The 22,898-nt window shown below is 64.3% G+C and carries 23 protein-coding genes and 1 tRNA gene; 22 read left to right on the forward strand and 2 right to left on the reverse strand.

Annotated elements, in window-relative coordinates:
- Positions 1-21: 21 nt before the first annotated feature.
- Complete coding sequence (locus MO486_RS07420) at positions 22-1,098, reverse strand: GGDEF domain-containing protein (RefSeq protein WP_242905697.1); 1,077 nt, start codon at positions 1,096-1,098, stop codon at positions 22-24.
- Between the two features lie 117 nt (positions 1,099-1,215).
- On the opposite strand from MO486_RS07420, the gene aspS reads away from it, so the two are divergent.
- From aspS to MO486_RS07510, 18 genes are all read left to right on the forward strand, one after another.
- The gene (gene aspS, locus MO486_RS07425; RefSeq protein ID WP_242905699.1) at positions 1,216-2,985 is read left to right on the forward strand and encodes an aspartate--tRNA ligase; all 1,770 of its coding nucleotides are present in this window, start codon (positions 1,216-1,218) and stop codon (positions 2,983-2,985) included.
- 1 nt (position 2,986) lies between these two features.
- Positions 2,987-3,511, forward strand: coding sequence for a GNAT family N-acetyltransferase (locus tag MO486_RS07430; RefSeq protein WP_242905701.1), 525 nt, complete (start codon positions 2,987-2,989; stop codon positions 3,509-3,511).
- The gene (locus MO486_RS07435; RefSeq protein WP_242905703.1) at positions 3,508-4,122 is read left to right on the forward strand and encodes an alpha/beta hydrolase; all 615 of its coding nucleotides are present in this window, start codon (positions 3,508-3,510) and stop codon (positions 4,120-4,122) included. Before MO486_RS07430 ends, MO486_RS07435 begins: the two co-directional genes overlap by 4 nt.
- Before the next feature lie 68 nt (positions 4,123-4,190).
- A complete protein-coding gene (locus MO486_RS07440) occupies positions 4,191-4,919 on the forward strand; it encodes a YebC/PmpR family DNA-binding transcriptional regulator (RefSeq protein WP_242905711.1) in 729 nt (242 codons plus the stop codon).
- A gap of 9 nt (positions 4,920-4,928) precedes the next feature.
- Positions 4,929-5,450: a crossover junction endodeoxyribonuclease RuvC gene (gene ruvC, locus MO486_RS07445; protein WP_242905715.1), complete on the forward strand. Its 522-nt coding sequence runs from the start codon at positions 4,929-4,931 to the stop codon at positions 5,448-5,450.
- Positions 5,451-5,474: 24 nt separating this feature from the next.
- A complete protein-coding gene (gene ruvA / locus MO486_RS07450) occupies positions 5,475-6,065 on the forward strand; it encodes a Holliday junction branch migration protein RuvA (protein WP_242905718.1) in 591 nt (196 codons plus the stop codon).
- 45 nt (positions 6,066-6,110) lie between these two features.
- Positions 6,111-8,027 carry a potassium transporter Kup gene (locus tag MO486_RS07455; RefSeq protein ID WP_242905720.1) on the forward strand — a complete coding sequence of 639 codons (1,917 nt, stop codon included), beginning with the start codon at positions 6,111-6,113 and terminating at the stop codon, positions 8,025-8,027.
- 169 nt (positions 8,028-8,196) lie between these two features.
- Complete coding sequence (gene ruvB, locus MO486_RS07460; protein ID WP_242905726.1) at positions 8,197-9,237, forward strand: Holliday junction branch migration DNA helicase RuvB; 1,041 nt, start codon at positions 8,197-8,199, stop codon at positions 9,235-9,237.
- Positions 9,221-9,667 (forward strand): tol-pal system-associated acyl-CoA thioesterase, encoded by a 447-nt coding sequence (ybgC, locus tag MO486_RS07465; RefSeq protein WP_242905731.1) that lies wholly within the window; start codon positions 9,221-9,223, stop codon positions 9,665-9,667. Before ruvB ends, ybgC begins: the two co-directional genes overlap by 17 nt.
- An 11-nt stretch (positions 9,668-9,678) precedes the next feature.
- A complete protein-coding gene (tolQ, locus tag MO486_RS07470; protein WP_242906007.1) occupies positions 9,679-10,449 on the forward strand; it encodes a protein TolQ in 771 nt (256 codons plus the stop codon).
- 15 nt (positions 10,450-10,464) lie between these two features.
- Positions 10,465-10,911, forward strand: coding sequence for a protein TolR (gene tolR, locus MO486_RS07475; protein ID WP_242905733.1), 447 nt, complete (start codon positions 10,465-10,467; stop codon positions 10,909-10,911).
- On the forward strand, positions 10,908-11,888 hold the full coding sequence (gene tolA / locus MO486_RS07480) for a cell envelope integrity protein TolA (RefSeq protein WP_242905735.1): 981 nt from the start codon (positions 10,908-10,910) through the stop codon (positions 11,886-11,888). Before tolR ends, tolA begins: the two co-directional genes overlap by 4 nt.
- An 89-nt stretch (positions 11,889-11,977) precedes the next feature.
- Positions 11,978-13,309 carry a Tol-Pal system beta propeller repeat protein TolB gene (gene tolB / locus MO486_RS07485; protein ID WP_242905737.1) on the forward strand — a complete coding sequence of 444 codons (1,332 nt, stop codon included), beginning with the start codon at positions 11,978-11,980 and terminating at the stop codon, positions 13,307-13,309.
- A gap of 110 nt (positions 13,310-13,419) precedes the next feature.
- Positions 13,420-13,935 carry a peptidoglycan-associated lipoprotein Pal gene (gene pal, locus MO486_RS07490; protein ID WP_242905739.1) on the forward strand — a complete coding sequence of 172 codons (516 nt, stop codon included), beginning with the start codon at positions 13,420-13,422 and terminating at the stop codon, positions 13,933-13,935.
- Positions 13,936-13,959: 24 nt separating this feature from the next.
- Positions 13,960-14,766, forward strand: a complete 807-nt coding sequence (gene ybgF, locus MO486_RS07495; RefSeq protein WP_242905740.1) for a tol-pal system protein YbgF — start codon at positions 13,960-13,962, stop codon at positions 14,764-14,766.
- Positions 14,767-14,775: 9 nt separating this feature from the next.
- Positions 14,776-15,453, forward strand: coding sequence for a 7-carboxy-7-deazaguanine synthase QueE (queE, locus tag MO486_RS07500; protein WP_242905741.1), 678 nt, complete (start codon positions 14,776-14,778; stop codon positions 15,451-15,453).
- Positions 15,454-15,546: 93 nt separating this feature from the next.
- Positions 15,547-16,242 carry a 7-cyano-7-deazaguanine synthase QueC gene (queC, locus tag MO486_RS07505; protein WP_242905745.1) on the forward strand — a complete coding sequence of 232 codons (696 nt, stop codon included), beginning with the start codon at positions 15,547-15,549 and terminating at the stop codon, positions 16,240-16,242.
- A gap of 157 nt (positions 16,243-16,399) precedes the next feature.
- A tRNA-Lys gene (locus tag MO486_RS07510) sits at positions 16,400-16,475 on the forward strand.
- Between the two features lie 387 nt (positions 16,476-16,862).
- Here MO486_RS07510 and MO486_RS07515 read toward each other — a convergent pair.
- Positions 16,863-17,465, reverse strand: coding sequence for a TetR/AcrR family transcriptional regulator (locus MO486_RS07515; RefSeq protein WP_345779202.1), 603 nt, complete (start codon positions 17,463-17,465; stop codon positions 16,863-16,865).
- A gap of 66 nt (positions 17,466-17,531) precedes the next feature.
- Here MO486_RS07515 and MO486_RS07520 point away from each other — a divergent pair, with 66 nt between their 5' ends.
- The 4 genes from MO486_RS07520 to MO486_RS07535 all read left to right on the forward strand — a co-directional run bounded on the left by MO486_RS07520 (position 17,532) and on the right by MO486_RS07535 (position 22,750).
- On the forward strand, positions 17,532-18,149 hold the full coding sequence (locus MO486_RS07520; protein WP_242905749.1) for a TetR/AcrR family transcriptional regulator: 618 nt from the start codon (positions 17,532-17,534) through the stop codon (positions 18,147-18,149).
- An 85-nt stretch (positions 18,150-18,234) separates the two neighbouring features.
- A complete protein-coding gene (locus tag MO486_RS07525; RefSeq protein WP_242905750.1) occupies positions 18,235-19,344 on the forward strand; it encodes an efflux RND transporter periplasmic adaptor subunit in 1,110 nt (369 codons plus the stop codon).
- Positions 19,341-22,427 (forward strand): efflux RND transporter permease subunit, encoded by a 3,087-nt coding sequence (locus MO486_RS07530; protein WP_242905752.1) that lies wholly within the window; start codon positions 19,341-19,343, stop codon positions 22,425-22,427. The genes MO486_RS07525 and MO486_RS07530 overlap by 4 nt, the downstream gene beginning before the upstream one ends.
- Positions 22,424-22,750, forward strand: coding sequence for an SDR family NAD(P)-dependent oxidoreductase (locus MO486_RS07535; RefSeq protein WP_242905754.1), 327 nt, complete (start codon positions 22,424-22,426; stop codon positions 22,748-22,750). The genes MO486_RS07530 and MO486_RS07535 overlap by 4 nt, the downstream gene beginning before the upstream one ends.
- Positions 22,751-22,898 lie beyond the last annotated feature (148 nt).

Consider the following 22,898-nt stretch of genomic DNA (forward strand, 5'->3'; position numbering starts at 1 on the left):
GCGTTGTCGCGCCAGCCGCTCTCAGGTCACCGCTTCAAGCTCTGGCGACCACCGCACGATGCGGTTGCGTCCATTGCGCTTGGCGGCCAGCAGCGCCAGGTCGGCGCGATGCAGCAGATCGGACAGGCTCTCGCCCGGCCGCCACGCGGCGACGCCGACGCTGGCGGTCACGGAAAAACCCTCGATGTCGATCGTGGCGATCTCGGCACACAACTGCTGCGCCAGAGTCTGTGCCTGGTCGATCGGAACGCCCGGCAGCAGTAGCGCGAACTCCTCTCCGCCCAGTCGACCGATCAGGCGCCGGGCACCGCCTGCCGCCAACAGGCGCTGGGCGATGGCCACCAGCAACTGATCGCCGATCCGGTGGCTGCCTTCGTCGTTGACCCGCTTGAAGTGATCGAGGTCGATGAAGCAGGCACTCAAGTTGCGGCCGGGGCGCGCCGATTCGACCAGCGCCTCGCCCGTTTCGATGAAGTGGCGGCGATTGAGCACGGAGGTCAGGAAATCGAGACGGGCCCGCTGCGCCAGTTCCTCCTCGGCGACGAAATAACCGCGACGGGCCTGGTCGACAGTCGCATGCATCACCAACGCGACCAGCGAACCCACCGCGGCCTGGATGCCGAATGCCAGCCACACCGTGCTGCCGGCGTTGCTGTGCCACAGCGCCACGGTGCCGGCGAGGTAACCGAGGGCGATGGCCGTGACCACCGTCGGCCCACGCGCCCAGAACGGCGCGGTGACCAGCGGCGTGGCGACGAACAGCGGCAACACCAGGGCCAGCGCGCCGTGGCCGGGCCGGGTCATCAGGGCGCAAGCCAGGCAGAACGCGGTCTGCAGCGCGACCCCGGCCCACGCGAACGGGATCGCGCGCCTGAACCTGCGCATCCACAACCCCAGCCCCAACAGGATCGCGAGATAGACGTACAACGCCGGCTGCTGCAGCCAGATGACGAGCGGGGTGCGCATCAGCAGGCTTTGCAGCCCGATGAACAGCAACAGCAGCACCGGTGGCAGCAACACCAACCACCGCAGGCGCAAACGCTGCCACTCGAACATCTGTTCGAGGTAGGCGGCTTCACGCTCTGGTGAGAAAACCATGGCTGCTCCCCCGCAGCAATGTCCGTGCAGCCTGCGCCCAGTCGCGGCGGGCCGCAAGTCACGGGCATGTCTGGCAAAATAACGGGTTGTGCAGGCCGTTTCGGCCTCGGAGTCCCCATGCGTACCCATTTCTGCGGCCTGATCGACGAGGCCCTGATCGGCAAACCTGTAACCCTGTGCGGCTGGGCCGACGTCGCCCGCAACCTCGGTGGCTTGTGCTTCATCGATCTGCGCGACCACGAAGGCATCGTGCAGGTGCTGGTCGAGCCTGAACAGGCGGAAGTGATGAAGGTCGCCGCGCACGTGGGCTACGAGGACTGCCTGCGCGTCACCGGTGTGGTGCGCAAGCGCCAGTCGGTCAACGACAAGATCAGGACCGGCCAGGTCGAAATTGTCGCGACGCAGATCGAAGTGTTGAACAAGGCCGAGCCGCTGCCGTTCCACGCGCACGAGAACCCTGGCGAGGACATCCGCCTCAAGTACCGCTACCTCGACCTGCGTACGCCGCAGATGCAACGGATGATGCGCACCCGCATCAAGCTGGTGCAGGCACTGCGCCGCTACCTCGACGAACGTGGCTTCCAGGACATCGAGACCCCGATCCTGACCAAGGCCACGCCGGAAGGCGCGCGCGACTTCCTGGTGCCGGCGCGCATGCATCCGGGCGAGTTCTACGCGCTGCCGCAATCGCCGCAGCTGTTCAAGCAGATCCTGATGATGGCGGGCTTCGACCGTTACTACCAGATCGCACGCTGCTTCCGCGACGAGGCGTTGCGTGCCGACCGCCAGCTTGAATTCACCCAACTCGACATGGAGTTCGCGTGGGTGCGCGAGCGCGATGTGCAGGACACGGTCGAGGAGATGATCCGCGTCGTGTTCCGCGAAGTGATGGATGTGGAACTTGCGACTCCGTTCCCGCGCATGACTTACGCCGAGGCGATGCGTCGCTATGGTTCGGATAAGCCCGACCTGCGCATCGATCTCGAGTTCACCGACATCGCCGAGTTGGTGAAGACGTGCGAGTTCAAGGTGTTCACCGACTGGGCGAACCACGAAGACGGCCGCGTGGTTGCGTTGCGCACACCCGGCGGCGCGACGCTGTCGCGCAAGCAGATCGACGATTACGGCGCGCATGCGGCCAAGTTCGGTGCCAAGGGCCTGGCGTGGATGAAGGTCGAGGACGCGGCTAAAGGTCGCGAGGGCGTCAATTCGCCGATCGCCAAGTTCCTCGACGACGCCACGCTCGCCGCGATCATCACCGCGACCGGAGCGCAAACCGGCGACCTCATCTTCTTCGGTGCCGCGACCTACAAGACGGCTTCCGACTTCATGGGCGCGCTGCGCTTGAAGCTCGGCAAGGACTTGAACCTCATCAAAGCGGGTTGGGCACCGCTGTGGGTCACCGACTTTCCGATGTTCGAGTGGGACGACGAAGAGAATCGTTACGTCGCGCTGCATCACCCGTTCACGGCGCCGGCAGTCGATGACATTGCTGAGCTGCGCGCGAAAGCCAGGACCGCAGTCAGCCGCGGCTATGACATGGTGCTGAACGGCAACGAGATCGGTGGTGGTTCGATCCGCATCCACAACTCGGCGATGCAGTCGGCGGTGTTTGAGCTGCTCGGCATCGGTGCCGAGGAAGCGGAAGGCAAGTTCGGCTTCCTGCTCGACGCGCTCAAGTACGGCGCACCGCCGCACGGCGGCATCGCGTTCGGCATCGACCGCATCGCTGCGCTGATGGCCGGCACCGAGTCGATCCGCGACGTGATCGCCTTCCCCAAGACCACTACGGCGCAGTGCCTGATGACCGGCGCGCCGTCGCCGGTGCCGGACGCGCAGCTCGCGGAAGTGCATGTGTCGGTGCGGTTGAAAGAAGCGAAGGCCTGAGGTGAGCGTCGCGATTCGCTGCGCAACGGAAGCCGATGCGGCAGTGCTGTCGGCGCTGTCGACTGCCTGCTTCATCGAAGCCTTCGGCCACCTGTACGAGCAGGACGACCTGCAGGCGTTCCTGCAGGAGGCCCATTCGCAGGAAGCCTGGCAGAAGCTGCTCGGCAACCCGCACTACGCCACCTGGATCGCGGGGGATGCAGACGAAGCACTGGGCTATGCCACGGCGGGCACATGCGGCCTGCCGCATGCCGACGTGCGTGCCGAGGATGGCGAGCTCAAGCGGATCTACCTGCGCAAGCAACTCCAGAACGGCGGGTGGGGCGGCAAGTTGTTCCAGGTTGCGATGGATTGGCTCGAACGCGACGGCCCGCGCACGTTGTGGATCGGCGTCTGGTCGCAGAACCTCGGCGCGCAGCGGTTCTATGCCCGGCATGGGTTTGAGCAGGTCGGCGAATACGAATTCCCGGTTGGCCGCGTGCGCGATCTCGAATTCATCCTGCGCCGCCAAGCGCGCTACGCATGACGAACCGCGTCGTCCTCCTGCACGGCCTGTGGATGCCGGGCGCCGCGATGCGCTGGTTCGCAGCGAAGCTGTCCGCGGCTGGCTTCGCGCCGGAAATTTTTTCCTACCACAGCGTGGTCGACGGCCCGGACAACGCCGTGCCGCGCCTGATCGAGCATCTGCGCGAAGGCGACGAAGCGCATCTGGTCGCGCACAGCCTCGGCGGAATGATCGCGCTGCAAGCCTTGTGCGACGCGCCCGATCTCGATGTGGCGCGTGTGGTCTGCATGGGTTCGCCGCTGAAAGGCAGCGGTGCCGCGGCCGGCCTGCTGCGCTGGCCGATCTCCACGCTGATGCTCGGCCGTAGTGCGACCCTGTTGCAGGGCGGCTTCCCGTGCTGGCAAGGGCGGGCCGAAGTGGGCGTCATCGCAGGCCATGTCCCGCATGGACTGGGGGCGCTGTTCGCTGGTTTCCACGAGGAGCACGACGGGACCGTCGCCGTCGCCGAAACCCGGCTCGACGGGCTGGCCGACCATGTCGTGGTCGCTGCCAGCCATAGCGGCCTGCTGTTCTCGCATGACGCCGTCGAACAGACGGCTGCGTTCCTCCGAACCGGGCATTTCCAGCACTGAAACCACCCCTGCCAGCGCGCAGGGGCTAGTAAAATCACCGTTTCGCCAACCTGTCAGTCCGGAGTGTCATGGGTAGAGGACCGTCCATCGAAGCCCGCAAGAACGCCACCGACGCCAAGCGCGGCAAGATCTTCACCAAGATCATCCGCGAGATCGGCGTCGCCGCGCGCGCCGGTGGTGGCGATCCAGCCAACAACCCGCGCCTGCGTGTCGCGATCGACAAGGGCCTCGCCGCGAACATGTCCAAGGACGTGGTCGAGCGTGCGATCAAGAAGGCGACCGGCGAGCTCGAAGGCGTCGAGTACGAGGAGATCCGCTACGAGGGTTATGCCCCTGGCGGCGTCGCCGTGATCGTCGATTGCCTCACCGACAACAAGGTGCGGACCGTGGCCGACGTGCGCCATGCCTTCGGCAAATTCGGCGGCAATCTGGGCACCGACGGCTCGGTCGCCTTCATGTTCAAGAAACTCGGCGTGCTGTCGTTTGCGCCGGGTGCGGACGAAGAAAAGATCACCGAAGCCGCGATCGAAGCAGGTGCCGACGACGTCGTGGTGTATCCGGATGACGGCTCAATCGATGTGTTGAGCGCCCCGGATGCGTTCGAAGTGGTCAAGGCCACGATGGAAGGCGCCGGCCTCAGGCCCGATATCGCCGAAATCACCATGCGCGCCGACAACGACATCGCCGTCGCCGGCGAAACCGCGGAACAGGTTGCCAAGCTGCTCGCCTGGCTCGAGGACCTGGACGACGTGCAGAACGTCTACTCCAATGCCGACCTTAGCGACGCATACGCGTAAAGTGAACGTGTGACCCGCATCCTCGGCATCGATCCCGGCTCCCAGCGCACTGGCCTTGGTGTGATCGACGTCGCCGCCGATGGCCGCTGCACGTTCGTGCATGCCGAAGCCCTGGTGCTGCTGGACGCGGCGAATTTCCCGGCGCGGCTGGGCATGCTCTGCGAAGGCCTGGAAACCGTGATCGACTGCTGGCGTCCGGACGAGGTCGCGATCGAGACCGTGTTCATGGACAAGAACGCGACCTCGGCGCTGAAGCTCGGCCATGCGCGCGGTGCAGCGCTGGCGACGGTGGTACGTCGTCACCTGGCCGTGCATGAATACGCGCCGCGCCTGATCAAGCAATCGCTGGTGGGCCGCGGCGCTGCGGAAAAGGCCCAGGTGCAGCACATGGTGCGGCTGTTGTTGAACCTCCCGAACCAGAAATTGCAGGCCGATGCCGCCGATGCCCTGGCCGTCGCGTTGACCCACGCGCACATGAGCGCGACCGCGCAGCGTACTGGCGCCAGCATTGCGCTGTTGCGCCGTCGATAAGGGCGGGCCAATGAGGAGCAGCGAGTGATCGGACGCCTGAAGGGAATCCTCATCCACAAGCAGCCGCCATGGCTGGTGATCGACGTGCATGGTGTCGGCTACGAACTCGAAGCGCCGATGAGCACCTTCTACGACCTGCCCGAAGTGGGTCGCGAGGTCTCGCTGTTCACCCATTACGCGCAGAAGGAAGACAGCGTCTCGCTGTACGGTTTCTTGCGCGAGAGCGAGCGCCGGTTGTTCCGCGACGTGCAGAAGGTCAGTGGCATCGGCGCCAAGATCGCGCTGGCGGTGCTGTCTGGCGTGAGCGTCGACGACTTCGTGCGACTGGTGCAGGCCGGCGATGTCACCGCGCTGACCCGCATCCCGGGCATCGGCAAGAAGACTGCCGAGCGGATGGTGGTGGAGTTGCGCGATCGCGCGGCGGACCTGATCGCGGGCGGCATGACGCTCGGCGGCAGCGGCGTGCCGGCCGATCCGCAGTCCGAGGCGGTCAGTGCCCTGCAACAACTCGGCTACAAGCCGGCCGAAGCCGCACGCATGGCCCGCGATGCCACCACAAGCGGCGATGACGCCGCCACGATCATCCGCAAAGCGCTAAAGTCCGCGCTTCGCTGAGCCCCGCCAACCCGAAATTCCGCGTATTTCCTTCAGGGAAGGCCCATGGCCGTCACCACAAATACTTCCAATCACGGCTCGCATAACGGCCACGGCCAGGTCGGACTATTCGGCCTGACCGTTGGCGCGATCGGCGTCGTCTTCGGCGATATCGGCACCAGCCCGCTGTATACGATCAAGGAAGCATTCTCGCCGCATTACGGGTTGACGCCGGACCCTGCGACGGTGCTCGGTGTGCTGTCGCTGATCTTCTGGTCGTTGATCATCACCGTCACGGTGAAATACGTCGCGGTGATCATGCGCGCCGACAACGAAGGCGAAGGCGGCATCATGGCGCTGATGGCGCTGGCCCAGCGGACGCTGCCGAAAGGATCGCGCTCGGCGTATGCGGTCGGCATTTTAGGCATCTTTGGCGCGTCGTTGTTCTTCGGCGACGGCGTGATCACGCCGCCCGTGTCGGTGCTCGGCGCGCTCGAAGGGATCGAGGTGGCGGCGCCGAAGTTCCACAACTGGATCGTGCCGATCGCCGTGCTGATCATGCTCGCGCTGTTCAGTACCCAGCGTTTCGGCACTGAGAAGGTTGGCCGCGTGTACGGGCCGATCACCGCGATGTGGTTCCTGGCGATTGCTGCAATCGGCCTGCTCAACATCCTGCACAACCCGGAAGTGTTCAAGGCCTTCAATCCATGGTGGGCGGTACAGTTTTTTGTCACCCACGGCTGGCACGGGATTTTCATCCTCGGCGCGGTCGTGCTGGCGGTGACAGGCGGCGAGGCGCTGTATGCCGACATGGGTCATTTCGGCGCCAAGCCGATCCGTTACGCGTGGTATTTCTTCGTGCTGCCGTCGCTGATGCTGAATTATCTCGGCCAAGGCGCACTGGTGCTGGAAAACCCGGCCGCGGTCAAGAATCCGTTCTATGTCGGCGTGCCGGAGTGGGCGCTGTATCCGATGATCGCGCTTGCGACTGCCGCTGCCGTGATCGCATCGCAAGCGGTCATTACCGGTGCTTTCTCGGTCGCACGGCAGGCGATGCAGCTGGGCTACATCCCACGCATGGCGATCAAGCACACTTCGCGCGAAACCATCGGCCAGATCTACATTCCGACCATCAACTGGACGCTGATGTTCGCGGTGATCGCCCTGGTGCTGACGTTCCGAAGTTCCACCGCATTGGCGTCAGCCTACGGCGTGTCGGTGTCCGGCACGATGCTCATCGACACCTTGTTGCTGGCACTGGTTGCGCGCGCCAGCTGGCCCGATTCGCGCCGGTGGGTGGTGCCACTATGCGCCGTGTTCGCGATCATGGAACTGGCCTTCCTCGTGGCCAATGGCGTCAAATTCCTCGACGGCGCGTGGTTCCCCGTGCTGCTCGGCATCCTCGTCTTCACGTTGCTGCGCACCTGGCGCCGCGGCCGCGAGTTGCTGCATGCCGAGATCCGCAAGGAAGGCCTGCAGCTCGACAGCTTCCTGCCGGGCCTGATGCTGGCGCCACCGGTTCGGGTGCCGGGTACCGCGGTGTTCCTGACTGCGCAGACGGGCGTGGTGCCGCATGCGCTGCTGCATAACCTCAAGCACAACAAGGTGCTGCACGAGCGCAACGTGTTCCTGACCGTCGACACGCTCAACGTGCCGTACGCACCGAAGGAGAAGCGCCTGAAGATCGATTCGATCGGTGGCGAGGATTTCTATCGAGTGGTCGTGCGCTTCGGCTTCATGGAAACCCCGGATGTGCCATTGGCGCTGATGCGCAGCTGCGACAAGGGCGGCATCTATTTCGACCCGATGGACACCACTTATTTCGCCAGTCGCGAGACCATCATCGCCAGCCGGCACCGTGGCATGCCGATCTGGCGCGACAAACTGTTCGCGGTGATGCACCGCAATGCGGCACCGGCGACCGGGTTCTTCCACATCCCGGGCAACCGCCTGGTCGAACTGGGTGCGCAAATCGAGATCTGAGTTTTCTCCTCCCTTGCGCGTAGCGCAGGGGAGGGTTGGGGAGGGGTTCGAGCGCCGCAGGCGCGAGTGCTTAAGCTTCTGAAAAGCAGCAACATCAAAAGCACCCCTCCCCAACCCTCCCCTTCGCCTCTCGGCGAAAGGGAGGGAGTAAAGCCGGCATAATGCCGGCATGAACGACGAACGCATCGTGTCGCCCGCCGCCACGCGCGAAGAAGACGCCATCGAGGCGAGCATCCGCCCCAAGCGCCTGGACGAATACCTCGGCCAGCAGCCCGTGCGCGAGCAGATGCAGATCTACATCCAGGCGGCGAAGCAGCGCAACGAAGCGCTCGACCACGTCCTGATCTTCGGCCCGCCCGGCCTCGGCAAGACCACGCTCGCGCACGTCATCGCCAACGAACTCGGCGTCGGCCTGCGCCAGACGTCCGGTCCCGTGATCGAGAAGGCCGGCGACCTCGCCGCGCTGCTGACCAACCTGCAGCCGCACGACGTACTGTTCGTCGACGAGATCCATCGCCTCTCGCCGGTGGTCGAGGAAGTGTTGTATCCGGCGATGGAGGATTACCAGATCGACATCATGATCGGCGAAGGCCCTGCGGCGCGCTCGATCAAGCTCGACCTGCCCCCATTCACGCTGGTGGGCGCAACCACGCGCGCAGGCTTGCTGACCGCGCCGCTGCGCGACCGCTTCGGCATCGTGCAGCGCCTGGAGTTCTACACGCCGGAAGAACTGACCAGGATCGTGCGGCGTTCGGCGCAGATCCTCGCCATTCCCTGCGAAGCCGAAGGCGCCGGCGAGATCGCGCGGCGCGCGCGCGGCACCCCGCGTATCGCCAATCGCCTGTTGCGCCGCGTACGCGACTTCGCGCAGGTGAAAGCGGACGGACGCATCGATCGCGACATCGCCAATGCGGCGATGCAGATGCTGAAAGTCGATCCGGAAGGTTTCGACGAGCTCGACCGGCGCATGCTGCGCACCATCGTCGATTCCTTCGACGGTGGCCCGGTGGGCGTCGAATCGCTGGCCGCAGCGCTCAGCGAGGAGCGCGGTACGCTCGAGGACGTGATCGAACCCTATCTGATCCAGCAGGGTTATCTGATCCGCACGGCGCGCGGGCGCATGGCCACCGCGAAGGCCTATCGCCACCTCGGCCTCAAGCCCAAGGCCAGTCCCAACGATCTGTTTGTTGCAGATGCAAGCGGCGATTGAACCCGTGTTCAGTTGGCCGACACGGGTCTATTGGGAAGATACCGACGCCGGTGGCGTGGTCTACCACGCGCAGTACCTGGCCTTCCTCGAACGCGCGCGCACCGAATGGCTGCGCGCACGCGGCAAGGGCCAGGAACTTTTGCGTGCGGAACACGATCTGCTGTTCGCGGTGCGGGCGATGCGGATCGATTTCCGCCAGCCGGCACGGCTGGACGATGCGCTCGACGTCACGGTGGCGTTGCGCGAATGCCGTCGCGCCAGCCTGGTGATCGCGCAATCGATCCGCCGTGGCGACAAGGTGCTGCTCGATGCCGAAGTGCGGGTGGCGGCGCTGACGGCGAACGGATTCCGCCCGCGTCCGATCCCGCAATCACTGTTCGACGAATTACACGCTCTTTTAGAGCCGGCTTTAGTGGAGGACACCGCATGACCCAATTGCTGATGCTGCAGGCCGCGACCGCACTGCCCGAGGAAGCGCCCGCGCAGACCGTCGAACTCGCGGCCCAGGCCGCCAATGGTGCGGCTGCCGCCGGCAACAATGGTCTGGACCTGCTGCAGCTCGTGTTGCACGCGAGCATTCCTGTGCAGTTGGTGATGGTGTTGCTGCTGTTCGCCTCGATCGCCTCGTGGCTGATCATCTTCCGCAAGAAGCGCGTGCTCGACCGCGCCGACAAGGAAGCCGAACGCTTCGAAGAACGCTTCTGGTCCGGTGCCGAACTGTCCAAGCTCTACTCCGGCGCCACCGAGCGCGGCCACGGCGTCGAAGGCATGGAGGCGATTTTCGAAGCCGGCTTCCGCGAGTTCAACCGCATCCGCCAGCGCAAGGGCGTCGATCAGCGCATTCAACTGGAAGGCGCGCAACGTGCGATGCGCGCGACCTCCTCGCGTGAACTCGACGGCCTCGAGCACAACCTCGAATTCCTCGCCAACGTCGGCTCGATCAGTCCCTACGTCGGCCTGTTCGGCACGGTGTGGGGCATCATGATTTCGTTCCAGGGCCTGGCCAATGTGAAGGAGGCGACCATCGCCACCGTCGCGCCGGGCATCTCCGAAGCGCTGATCGCCACCGCGATGGGCCTGTTCGCCGCGATCCCCGCGGTATGGGCGTACAACCGCTTCGCCACCAAAGTCGACCGCATCGCGACGCGCTATGACGCCTTCAGCGAGGAGTTTTCCTCGATCCTGCAGCGGCAGGCGCACATCGAAGACTAAGGCGAGGAGCATCCCATGGCCCATAACGCCGCCGGTCGTCGCATCCGCAAACGCAGACTCAAGGCCGACATCAACGTCGTGCCGTACATCGACGTGATGCTGGTGTTGCTGATCATCTTCATGGTCACCGCACCGCTGCTGAACCTGGGCGTCGACATCGAACTGCCGCAGACCAACGCCAAGCCGATCGAACAGAAGAAGGAACCGGTGGTGGTCAGCGTCGACCCCGAAGGCCACCTGTTCCTCACTCTGCAGGGCGCGGAACAGGAAGCGCTCAGTGCCGAACAACTCAGCGCCAAGGTCGGTGCCTTCGTGCAAAGCAATCCGGATGTGCCGGTGTTTATCCAAGGCGATCGCAAGGCCAACTACGAAGTCGTGATCGACGCGATGGTGCTGCTGCAGAACGCCGGTGTTCCGAAAGTGGGCCTGATGAGCCAGCCGGGTGAGGCGATCCAGCGGTGAGGGAAACCCGCGCCGACAACACGCAGGCGTTGTTCTACTCGATCGCGCTGCACGCGATCCTGTTCGCGATCGCGTTCATTGGCTTGTGGTGGACGCGCAGCAGCGCGCCGGTGTCGGCGGCGGGTCCAGTAATCGAAGCCGAACTGATCGACCCGAGCGCATTGTCCGCGTCGATGCGCCGTGCGTTGAAGAAACGTCCGGAACCTGTGCCTGCCTATGCCGAGCCGCCACCAGCGGAGCAGGCGCAAGAAGAAGTCGCACCCCCGCCGCAGCCGGAACCCGAGCCGGCGCCGCAGGATTCGCCGGTCGAGCCGCAGTTCCAGGCCCAGGAGCGCGTCCCCGAACCGGACACGCGCGAACAGGAACGCGTGTCGCGCGAAGCGATCGCGCAGGAGACGCGCGAGCGCGAGCAGGAAGAAAAGCGCCGCCAGGAACAGGTCGATCTGACCGAGGAGCGCGAGCGCCAGCAGGAAGCCGAGCGCAAGCAGCGCCTGTCGCAGATGCAACTCGAACGCCTGAAGCAGCTCGAGGATATCCGTCGCCAACGTGCCGTCGCGGCGCGCGATGCCAAGCTCGCCGAGGCCAAGCTCAAGCAACTCGCCGATGCGCGCGCGCGCAGCGCGTCCGAAGCCGCGGCGGAGGCCGATGCCGAGGCCAGTGCCAGTCCGCCTCCGGGTAATAACGGCGTGGATAACAATTTGCTTGCGCGCTACCAGGCCGCGCTGCAGGAAGCTATTGCGCGCAATTGGACACGGCCCGAAACCGTACCGATCGGGCAGAAATGCCGGTTGTTGATCCGTCAGATCCCGGGCGGAGAAGTCATCGATGTCGAAGTCGCGCCTTCTTGTCCCTATGACGAACTGGGCAAGCGTTCCGTCGAGGCCGCCGTATTGAAGGCGCAACCCTTGCCTTATGCCGGCTTCGAAGCAGTGTTCAATCGTCAACTCAATCTAAATTTCGAGGCGCAGGATCGCTGATCGCCTGATCTAGTCCGTGTTCGTTCATCTTTGAGACAACATTCACGGCCAAGCTGTTAACACTGATCGTCCATTCAGGAACCCCCACGATGATCCGATCGCCGCGTTGGCTCGCCACATTGTTCGCCCTGCTGCTGCCGTTGTCCGCACTGGCGCAGCAAGGTTTGGAAATCGACATCGTCGGCGGCAACGCCGCTGCGCTGCCGATCGCTGTCGTGCCGTTCCAGAATTCCGGCACGGCATCGCAGACCGATATCGCTGCTGTGATCAACGCCGATCTCAACCGCAGCGGCCAATTCAACGGGATGCCGGCCGACCGGATCCGCGCGGTGGTCGCGCCCAAGCCGCTGCCGAGCCGCGCTTCCGAAGTCGAGTACCCGACTTGGCGCACCGCCAAGCAGGATTTCCTCGTTGTTGGCCGCGTGGTCGAGGCCGGCGGTGGCTATCGGGTCGAATACGAACTGTTCGACGTGGCCAAGCAGCAACGCCTGCTCGGTTTTGCCATCAACGGCAACGCGGCCAACCTGCGCACCGTCGCCCACCAGATCGCCGACGCGATCTACGAAAAGATCCTCGGCGTGCGCGGCGCGTTCGATACCAAGATCGCGTATGTCGTCCAGCGCGGCGTCGGCAAGGAGGCGCGTTACTCGCTGATGGTGGCCGATGCCGACGGTTATGGCCCGCGCCAGCTGTTCCCGAGCCGACAGCCGATCCTGTCGCCGGCGTGGAGCCCGGACGGCCGCAAGCTGGCGTTCGTCAGCTTCGACAGCGGCAACTCGGCGATCTACATCCTCGACATCTACCGCGACACCATGGTGCCGCCGCCGGTGGCGAAATTCCGCGGCATCAACAGCGCGCCGAGTTTCTCGCCGGATGGACGCAGCCTGGCGCTGACTCTGTCCAAGGGCGGCAACCCGGAGATCTACGTGATGGATCTGGCCAGCAAGCAGTTGCGCCAGATCACCAATCATTTCGGCATCGACACCTCGGCGGTGTGGAGTCCGGATGGCGGCTCGCTGTTCTTCGTCTCCGACCGCGGCGGCCGTCCGCAGGTGTACAAGGCCCCTGCCAGTGGTGGCGGCGCCACCCGCGTCACTTTCGACGGCGCCTACAACTCCGACCCCAGCGTGTCCTTCGACGGCAAGAAGATCGCGGTCGCGCAGGGAAGCGGCAACACCTACCGGATCGCGTTGCTCGACCTGGGCCTCGGCTCGCGCTGGAGCACGTTGTCCCCGGGCTCGCTGGACGAATCACCCAGCTTTGCCCCCAACGCGAGCATGGTGCTGTACGCCGCCCGCGAGGGCCGTCGCGGCGTGCTGTACGCGGTATCGGCCGATGCCCGGGTGCGCCAGCGCCTGGTCCTGGCCGATGGCGACGTACGCGAGCCGGCCTGGTCGCCGTACCGGCAATCACAACGCTGAATTCACTGAATACGCGTAGACTTTCGACGCTGATTCATACCGGCAAGCTCCACCCGGCTTCCCAAGCCCGGCTTTCCCCCAGCATCCCTGCGAGAAGACGAGGAACGACGATGAACGCAACTGCCCGCGTACTGCTGACCGCCGTGCTCTGCACCGCGGCCGTGGCCTGCACCAAGAAGGTCAAGGAACAACCCCCGACCGACACCGGTACCGGCACCACCCCGATCACCGAGACCCAGCCGAGCGTCCCAGGCGCCTACGGCCCGGGCGACCTCGACACCGACGCCTGCCTGCGCCAGCGCGTGATCTATTTCGATTTCGACCAGGACGCGCTGCGCCCGGAATTCCAGGCCGCGATGGCCTGCCACGCCAAGTACCTGCGTGACCGTCCGTCCGCACGCATCACCCTGGAAGGCAACGCCGACGAACGCGGCAGCCGCGAGTACAACCTCGGCCTCGGCGAACGCCGCGGCAATTCGGTGTCCTCGGCGCTGCAGGCCAATGGCGGTTCCGGCAGCCAGCTCACCGTGGTCAGCTATGGCGAAGAGCGCCCGACCTGCCAGGAATCCACCGAGGACTGCTGGGCGAAGAATCGCCGCGTCGAAATCGTGTACACGGCCAAGTAAGCCAGCATCCGTTAGATTTCCGGCATGAAGACGTCTCGTTTAATGGTTTCAACCGTGGTAGCGGCGGCCCTGGCGGTCGCCGCTCCCGCATTCGCGCAACGTGTCAGCCTGGCCGACCGCGTGGCAGCGCTCGAGCAGCAAGCCGCGAACAACCAGGGCAACGTCGATCTGCTCAACCAGGTCACCCAGCTCCGCAGTGAAGTACAGGCCCTGCGCGCCCAGATCGAGGAGCTGCAGCAACAGAACGAGCAGCTCAAGCAGAGCGGCCGCAACCAGTACCTCGACCTCGACGGCCGCCTGAACCGGCTCGAAGGCAGTGCGACCACGGCCCCGGCCACGACGACGATGGCGCCGAAGCCACCCGTCCCAACCGCGGCCACGCCGTCCGCACGCGACCGCACCCCGGCGGTGTATGGCGATGCCGGCTCGCTGGCGCAAGGCGCGGACGAACGCAGCGCCTACAACGCCGCTTTCGACGTGCTCAAGGCCGGTCGTTACGCGGAGTCGGCACGGCTGTTCCAGGATTTCCTGCAGGCGTACCCGAACGGGGCGTACGCGCCGAATGCGCTGTACTGGCTGGGCCAGAGTTATTACGTCACCGGCAATTTCGAATTGGCGCTGGAGCAGTTCCAGACCCTGGTCGGACGCTACCCCACGCACGACAAGGCGACCGACGGTCTGTTGAAGGTCGGCCTGTCGCAATACAGCTTGAAGCAGTTCGACGCCGCCGAGCGCACGCTGGGCGAAGTGGCCGCGCGTTATCCGGGGACGCAGATCGCACGCGACGCCGAGGACCGCCTGAATCGCCTGCAGGCCGAGCGCTCCCGCTAAAATTCACCCATGAACGCCGTCGCCACCGATGCGGCTGCCGCATCGGCGAGCCGCCTCAAGATCACCGAAATCTTCCTCTCCCTGCAGGGCGAAGCCCGCGACGCCGGCTGGCCGACCGTGTTCGTGCGCCTGACCGGCTGCCCGTTGCGCTGCCAGTACTGCGACACCGCCTATGCCTTCTACGGCGGCGAGTGGCGGGAGATCGACGCCATCCTCGACGAGGTGGCGAAGCATGGTGTCCGCCACGTCTGCGTCACCGGTGGCGAACCCCTGGCGCAGAAGCGCTGCATCACCTTGTTGGCGCGCCTTTGCGACGCCGGGTACCAGGTCTCGCTGGAGACCTCCGGCGCGATCGACATCGCCGAAGTCGACCCGCGCGTCTCGCGCGTGCTCGATATCAAGACGCCCGGTTCGCAGGAAGTCCACCGCAACCTGTGGAGCAACCTGCCGCTGCTCACGCCGCACGACCAGGTCAAGTTCGTGATCTGCAGCCGCGAGGATTACGACTGGGCCAAGGGCATCGTCGCCGAACACCATCTGGCCGACATTTGCGACGTGCTGTTCTCGCCCAGTTACACGCAGGTCGCGCCGCGCGAACTGGCGGACTGGATCGTCGCCGATCGCTTGCCGGTGAAATTCCAGATGCAGCTGCACAAGATGCTGTGGGGCGAGGAGCAAGGCCGGTGATCGCTGCTTGTTGTGGGAGCGACGTAAGTCGCGATATTGGTGCCTTCGTGACTTACGTCGCTCCCACAGGGAAGCGGAAGTAGGGTGCATGCGATGAAGAACGCTGTTGTCCTCGTCTCTGGCGGCATGGATTCCGCCGTCGTCCTCGCCATCGCCCGCGAGCAGGGCTACGCCGTGCATGCACTAAGCGTGCGTTACGGCCAACGCCACACCTCCGAACTCGACGCCGCCGCGCGCGTCGCGCACGCGCTTGGCGCGGTCGCGCACAAGACCGTCAACGTCGAGCTGCGCAGCATCGGTGGTTCGGCGCTGACCGATGACATCGATGTGCCGCTGGACACCGACCACCACCCGATAGGCGTGGATGCGGTCAAGGACGACATCCCGGTCACCTACGTCCCCGCGCGCAACACCATCATGCTGTCGGTCGCGCTCGGCTGGGCCGAAGTGCTCGGCGCCGCAGACATCTTCTGCGGCGTCAACGCGGTCGACTATTCGGGCTATCCCGACTGCCGCCCCGAGTTCATCGCCGCGTTCGAGCAACTCGCCAACCTTGCCACCAAGGCTGGTGTCGAAGGCGCCGGCCTGCGCGTGCATGCGCCGCTGCAATTCCTGAGCAAGGCCGACATCGTCCGCGAAGGCCTGCGCCTCGGCGTCGATTTCGCCCAGACCGTGTCCTGTTACCAGGCCGACAGCGAAGGCCGCGCCTGCGGCCACTGCGACGCCTGCCGCCTGCGCGCCGAAGGCTTCGCTGCGGCCGGGGTGGCCGATCCCACGCACTACGCCTGAATACCGCCGCCGCACGCGCTGCCGCGTCGGCGCTCCCTTTGTTAGAATGCACGCCCCGGCGCAAGGCCGGGACCCTCACCCCTTGCCCTCTCCCGCAAGTGGGAGAGGGGAGTGATCGTCGCGCGAAGCGCGACAGCGTTACCTTTTTGAAAACTGTGGGTCGTTAGCTCAGTCGGTAGAGCAGAAGACTTTTAATCTTTTGGTCGAAGGTTCGAATCCTTCACGACCCACCATCTAGTCCAGTAACCTCGTTTCTCTCTAGTGCTTGCCCTAGAAAGCCCTTGAACATTCAAAGGCTTGGCACATTTGTTTTCGTCGCAGAGAGACCGCCGCACCTGCAAATAGGCGACGTCAGCGGTGCCTTTCTCTGGCGTCAGTGCAGGTCGACCAAAAGATGCGTTTTTGCTGGTTTTCAGCTTTAAAACGCACGGCTGCAATACCGCGCCAACGTGCCTACGTCAGAGAATAGTTTTTAAGGCCTTTTTGCCGATTTTCGATTAGCGCCAATGTCAGCTTTCGGCCACTAGCAGTCACTCATGTGCCGCTCCCCAAGTGGTCGGTTAGGCCGGCTTTGGCGATGCAACTATCGCCACGAGAGAGTGCCTGGCCCTCTCGAATGGTCAGACCTTGAGCTGCACTGCTGGATAGGCGCGCAAGAGAAAGTCCACGGCGCGCTCGATCCTTGGCGGTTCTTTATCCAGAATCGCAGATTGTGGGCACAGGTCGCCGACCACCAAAAGAACGAATAGTCGTGCTACTTGCTTGGGGTCTTCGCAGTGGCAATGGCGCTCCAGCAGTTCGGCCAAGAATCGTTCGAACTCTTCGTACCGCCTCTGCCATGCGGCCAACTGTTTCGCAGACAATCGCTGCTCTGCAATCCCGATGGCCAAAGAGACAGCCGCAGGATGCGCTGCCAACTCCTGCAGCTGAAGACCGATGTCGATGAGCTGCTGGCGCAACGGGCGGGATCCATCTAATGGACGCAAAACAGGCAGCTCTTCCAACAGCGTCTCGATCGCTGCGTCGACCAACGCGGACTTCCCGTCGAAGTACGAGTAGAGCGTCGCCTTTTGCACCCCCGCCGCCGAGGCAACCTCGGCCATCGTGAGCTGCTCGAACCCTCGTTGGGCGAAGAGTCGCGTCGCCGCACCTAAAATGACGGATCTCAGCTTGCGCTTCCGGCCTCTGGGCCGTGGCGTATCGGGTAGGCTGAGCTGTTTCACGCAGTAACTATATTACTGTTTGGTCACTTGTTGATTCGTTCATGGGCCAAGCGATAGGCTTAGGGAATGAACACACCAGCCCCTTATTCAGGTTCTGCGCGCGGCCCAGCCGATCACGATGTGCGGGACCAGATCGTCGCGGCAGCGACCGAGCACTTCAGCCGGTACGGCTACGAGAAGACGACTGTTTCCGATCTCGCCAAGGCTGTGGGCTTTTCCAAGGCCTACATCTACAAGTTCTTCGAGTCCAAGCAGGCCATCGGCGAGATGATTTGCGCGAACTGCCTGCTCGAGATCGAGGCCGAGGTGAGGGCCGCCGTTGACGAGGCCGACCGGCCGCCTGAGAAGCTGCGGCGGATGTTCAAAGCGATCGTTGAGGCGAGCCTTCGCCTGCTTTTCCAGGATCGCAAGCTCTATGAGATCGCGGCCTCAGCGGCCAGCGAACGTTGGCAAGCGGCTCTGGCCTATGAGGCGCGCATCCGGGCACTGCTTCAGGACATCGTCCAGGAAGGCCGGCAAACCGGAGACTTCGAGCGCAAGACCCCGCTCGATGAGGCCACGACGGCGATCTATCTGGTCATGCGTCCGTACCTGAATCCGCTGCTGCTGCAGCACAGCTTCGACTACACCGACGAAGCGCCGGCCCGGCTGTCCGGTCTCATCCTCCGCAGCCTGTCTCCATGATGAACGGCCTATAGTGACTATTGACTAGTTTGGTCACTAGGATCATGATCCAGTCCCAGATCAGCTCGTCTGTGGGACTCTCCTCATGCTCCGGCGCCTCGTTTCATCCGCAATCCTTTGCGCATTGCCGTTCGCGTTTGTCGCCTGCGGCGATACCACCGCATCCGATCCGCGCACCCAAGCCCCGCTGGTGCGGGTCGCCACCGTTCAAGGGGCAAATGCCGCATCGCGCTCCTTCACCGGAACCGTAGCCGCCCGGGTACAGAGCGACTTGGGCTTCCGCGTCTCCGGCAAGGTGCTGGAACGGCTCGTGGATGCGGGACAGACCGTCACGCGCGGTCAACCGCTCATGCGCATCGACCCGGTCGATCTCAGGCTCGCGGTGAATGCGCAGCAGCAAGCTGCCGCCGCCGCACGAGCGCAGGCGAAGCAAACGGCGCAAGAAGAAGTCCGTTATCGCAATTTGCTCGGAACTGGTGCCGTATCAGCCTCGGCCTACGATCAAGCCAAAGCTGCGGCGGACGCCGCCAAGGCACAGCTCAGCGCGGCCGAGGCCCAAGCCGAGGTCGCTCGTAACGCGAGCCGCTATGCGGAACTAGTGGCCGACGGCGACGGCGTCGTCATGGAAACGCTGGCCGAACCCGGGCAGGTCGTCAGCGCCGGACAGGTCGTGGTGCGCGTGGCACACGCAGGTCCCCGCGAAGCCCTCATCCAGTTGCCGGAAACCCTGCGCCCTAAGGTCGGGTCCGCCGGACAGGCCACGCTCTTTGGCAGGGAAGGTGTCAGTGTTCCGACCCGGCTGCGGCAACTCTCGGATGCCGCGGACCCGCTGACCCGCACCTTCGAGGCGCGATACGTGCTCGAGGGAGAGCTGGCCAACGCACCGCTGGGCGCAACGGTCACCATCCAGATTGCGGACGGACATTCCGGCGCGCATGGCGACTTGCAGGTGCCGGTCGGTGCCCTGTTCGATGCGGGCAAGGGGCCGGGCGTGTGGGTCATCAACGGTAGCCCCACAAAGGTGACCTGGCGGCCGGTTACGGTCCTGCGCGTGAGCGATGAAGGCGCACGCGTCACCGGCAGGCTCATGCACGGCGAACGCATCGTCGCGCTTGGTGCCCATTTGCTGCGCGACGGCGAGCAGGTCCGAATTGCCGGCCAATCTGCCGCCCCGACTGCGGGAGTCGGGCCGTGAGCGCGAGCCGCTTCAACCTGTCGGCGCTTGCCGTACGCGAGCGCTCCGTCACCCTGTTCCTGATCTGCCTGATCTCGTTGGCCGGGCTCATTGCGTTCTTCCAGCTGGGTCGCGCGGAAGACCCCGCCTTCACGGTCAAGGTGATGACCATCGTCACCGCGTGGCCTGGCGCCACTGCACAGGAAATGCAGGACCAGGTCGCCGAGAAGATCGAAAAGCGCCTGCAGGAGTTGCGCTGGTACGACCGTAGCGAGACCTACACGAGAGCTGGCCTGGCTTTCACTACCTTAAGTCTGCGCGACAGCACGCCGCCTTCGGCCGTGCAGGAGGAGTTCTACCAGGCCCGCAAGAAAGTCGGCGACGAGGCAAACAATCTTCCGGCCGGCGTTATCGGGCCGATGGTCAACGACGAATACGCGGATGTCACCTTCGCGCTGTTCGCGCTCAAGGCCAAAGGCGAACCGCAGCGGTTGCTGACACGTGAAGCAGAGACGCTGCGTCAGCGCCTGCTGCACGTGCCGGGGGTGAAGAAGGTCAACATCATCGGCGAGCAGTCCGAGCGCATCTATGTAGAGTTCTCGCACGAGCGCCTGGCGACGCTGGGCGTCGGCCCACAGGACGTGTTCGCCGCGCTCAACAGCCAAAATGCCCTGACTCCGGCCGGATCGGTGGAAACCAAGGGGCCGCAGGTACTCGTCCGCCTGGATGGCGCGTTCGACGAATTGCAGAAGATCCGCGACACGCCAGTGGTGATGCAGGGCCGCACGCTGAAGCTATCTGACATCGCCACCGTCCGGCGCGGTTACGAAGACCCTGCGACGTTCCTGATCCGCAACGGTGGCGAACCCGCCTTGCTGCTGGGCATCGTCATGCGCGACGGCTGGAACGGGCTCGACCTTGGCAAGGCGCTGGACCACGAGGTCAATGCGATCAGTGCCGAGCTGCCGCTGGGAATGAACCTGACCAAGGTCACCGACCAGGCCGTCAATATCAGCTCGGCGGTCGACGAATTCATGGTGAAGTTCTTCGTCGCGCTGCTGGTGGTCATGCTGGTGAGCTTCGTCAGCATGGGCTGGCGCGTGGGTGTAGTGGTCGCCGCGGCCGTGCCGCTGACGCTGGCGGCGGTCTTCGTGGTGATGGCCGCGACCGGCAAGAACTTCGATCGCATCACCCTGGGCTCCCTGATCTTGGCGCTGGGCCTGCTGGTAGACGACGCCATCATCGCCATAGAAATGATGGTCGTGAAGATGGAGGAAGGTTTCAGTCGCATCAAAGCGTCCGCCTACGCCTGGAGCCATACCGCCGCGCCGATGCTGTCGGGCACGCTGGTGACCGCCGTCGGCTTCATGCCCAATGGCTTCGCCCGTTCCACCGCGGGCGAATACACCAGCAACATGTTCTGGATTGTCGGCACCGCGTTGATCGCGTCGTGGGTAGTCGCCGTGGTGTTCACGCCCTACCTCGGCGTCAAACTGCTGCCTGACTTCAAGAAGGTCGAAGGCGGCCACGAGGCGCTCTACGACACCCCGCGCTACAACCGATTCCGCCAAGTGCTGGAGCGCGTGATCGCGCGCAAGTGGCTGGTTGCCGGCTCGGTGGTAGGGCTCTTCGTCCTGGCGATTCTCGGCATGGGCATCGTCAAGAAGCAGTTCTTCCCGATCTCCGATCGACCCGAGGTGCTGGTGGAGGTGCAGATGCCCTATGGCACTGCGATCGGGCAGACCAGCGCCGCCACGGCGAAGGTGGAGACATGGCTGGCCAAACAGGAGGAAGCCAGGATCGTTACCGCCTACGTAGGCCAGGGTGCGCCGCGCTTCTACCTGGCGATGGGGCCGGAGCTGCCTGATCCGTCGTTTGCCAAGATCGTGATCCGCACGGACAACCAGGAAGAGCGCGATGCGTTGAAGCACCGGCTGCGCCGGGCGATCGCCGATGGCCTCGCCCCCGAGGCGCGCGTTCGCGTCACCCAACTCGTCTTCGGTCCGTATTCGCCGTTCCCGGTCGCCTACCGGGTCGTCGGACCGGACCCTGACAAGCTGCGCGAGATCGCGGCCGAAGTGCGGCACGTCATGCAGGCGAGCCCGATGATGCGAACGGTCAATACCGACTGGGGCACGCGCACGCCAACGCTGCACTTCACCTTGCAGCAGGACCGGCTGCAGGCGGTGGGCCTGACCTCAAGCGCCGTGGCGCAGCAATTGCAATTCCTGCTGACTGGCATACCGATCACTGCCGTACGCGAAGATATCCGCACTGTGCAGGTCGTCGCTCGCTCCTCCGGCGACATCAGGCTCGATCCGGACCGGATCGCGGACTTCACGTTGGCCGGCGCCAACGGGCAACGCATCCCGCTGTCGCAGGTGGGCGAGGCGGATGTGCGCATGGAAGAACCCATCATGCGCCGGCGTGACCGCATGCCGACGATCACCGTACGTGGCGACATCCCCGACCACTTGCAGCCGCCCGACGTATCCACGGCGATCTTGCGTCAACTGCAGCCGATCATCGACAGGCTGCCGCGCGGCTACCGCATCGAGCAGGCGGGTTCCATCGAGGAATCGGGCAAGGCGACCAAAGCCATGCTGCCGCTGTTCCCGATCATGCTGGCCGTCACCCTGATCATCCTCATCTTCCAGGTGCGTTCGATCTCGGCAATGGTCATGGTCTTCCTGACCAGCCCGCTGGGCCTGATCGGCGTGGTGCCTACCCTGATTCTTTTCAAGCAGCCATTCGGCATCAATGCGCTGGTGGGCTTGATTGCGCTGTCGGGAATCCTGATGCGAAACACACTGATCCTCATCGGACAGATTCGTGAAAACGAACAGGCGGGACTGGACCCGTTCCGTGCAGTGGTGGAGGCGACCGTGCAACGTGCCCGGCCGGTGATCCTGACCGCTTTGGCGGCAATCCTGGCCTTCATCCCGCTAGCCCATTCGGTGTTCTGGGGAACGCTTGCTTACACGCTGATCGGAGGCACGTTCGCAGGAACGATTCTGACGCTCGTGTTTCTGCCGGCCATGTATTCCATCTGGTTCAAGATCAAGGCGGATGGCAGCGACTCGCTGGTAGGGAAACCGGCATGAATGTTCTATCGCGTTCTTCCGCAACACAGTTCGCCGCGCGGGAGTGCCGAGTGTTCGGCACTGTGCGTGGCATCAGCAAAACAACCCCCGTACCCGGTGTCGAGCTTGTCGAGATGGATGTTCGCGACGACGCTTCCGTCCATCGTGCAATCCAATTCGTCATCGATCAGGCTGGCCGTATCGACGTGCTGATCAACAGTGCGGGAGCGAATTTGATCGGCGCGGTGGAGGAAACGACCACCGACGAGGCAGCAGCACTTTTCGACACCAATGTATTCGGCATTCCCTGTGGAAGGTTTCGCCGTTGCCTGGCACGAACGTAGTCACGGGCACAGCGGACTGCGTTGGATTCGAGAGACCCTGGTCTCCATGCTCAGCGAGCAATAATGACAGTCGAACGTACTGAATGGCTGACGCGCTTTTGGGTCGGAAGCAGACATTCAAGGCCTGAGAGAAATTCTGCTTTAGACG

It is taken from the genome of Lysobacter sp. CFH 32150 (assembly GCF_022758295.1).
In the GTDB taxonomy this organism is placed as follows: domain Bacteria; phylum Pseudomonadota; class Gammaproteobacteria; order Xanthomonadales; family Xanthomonadaceae; genus CFH-32150.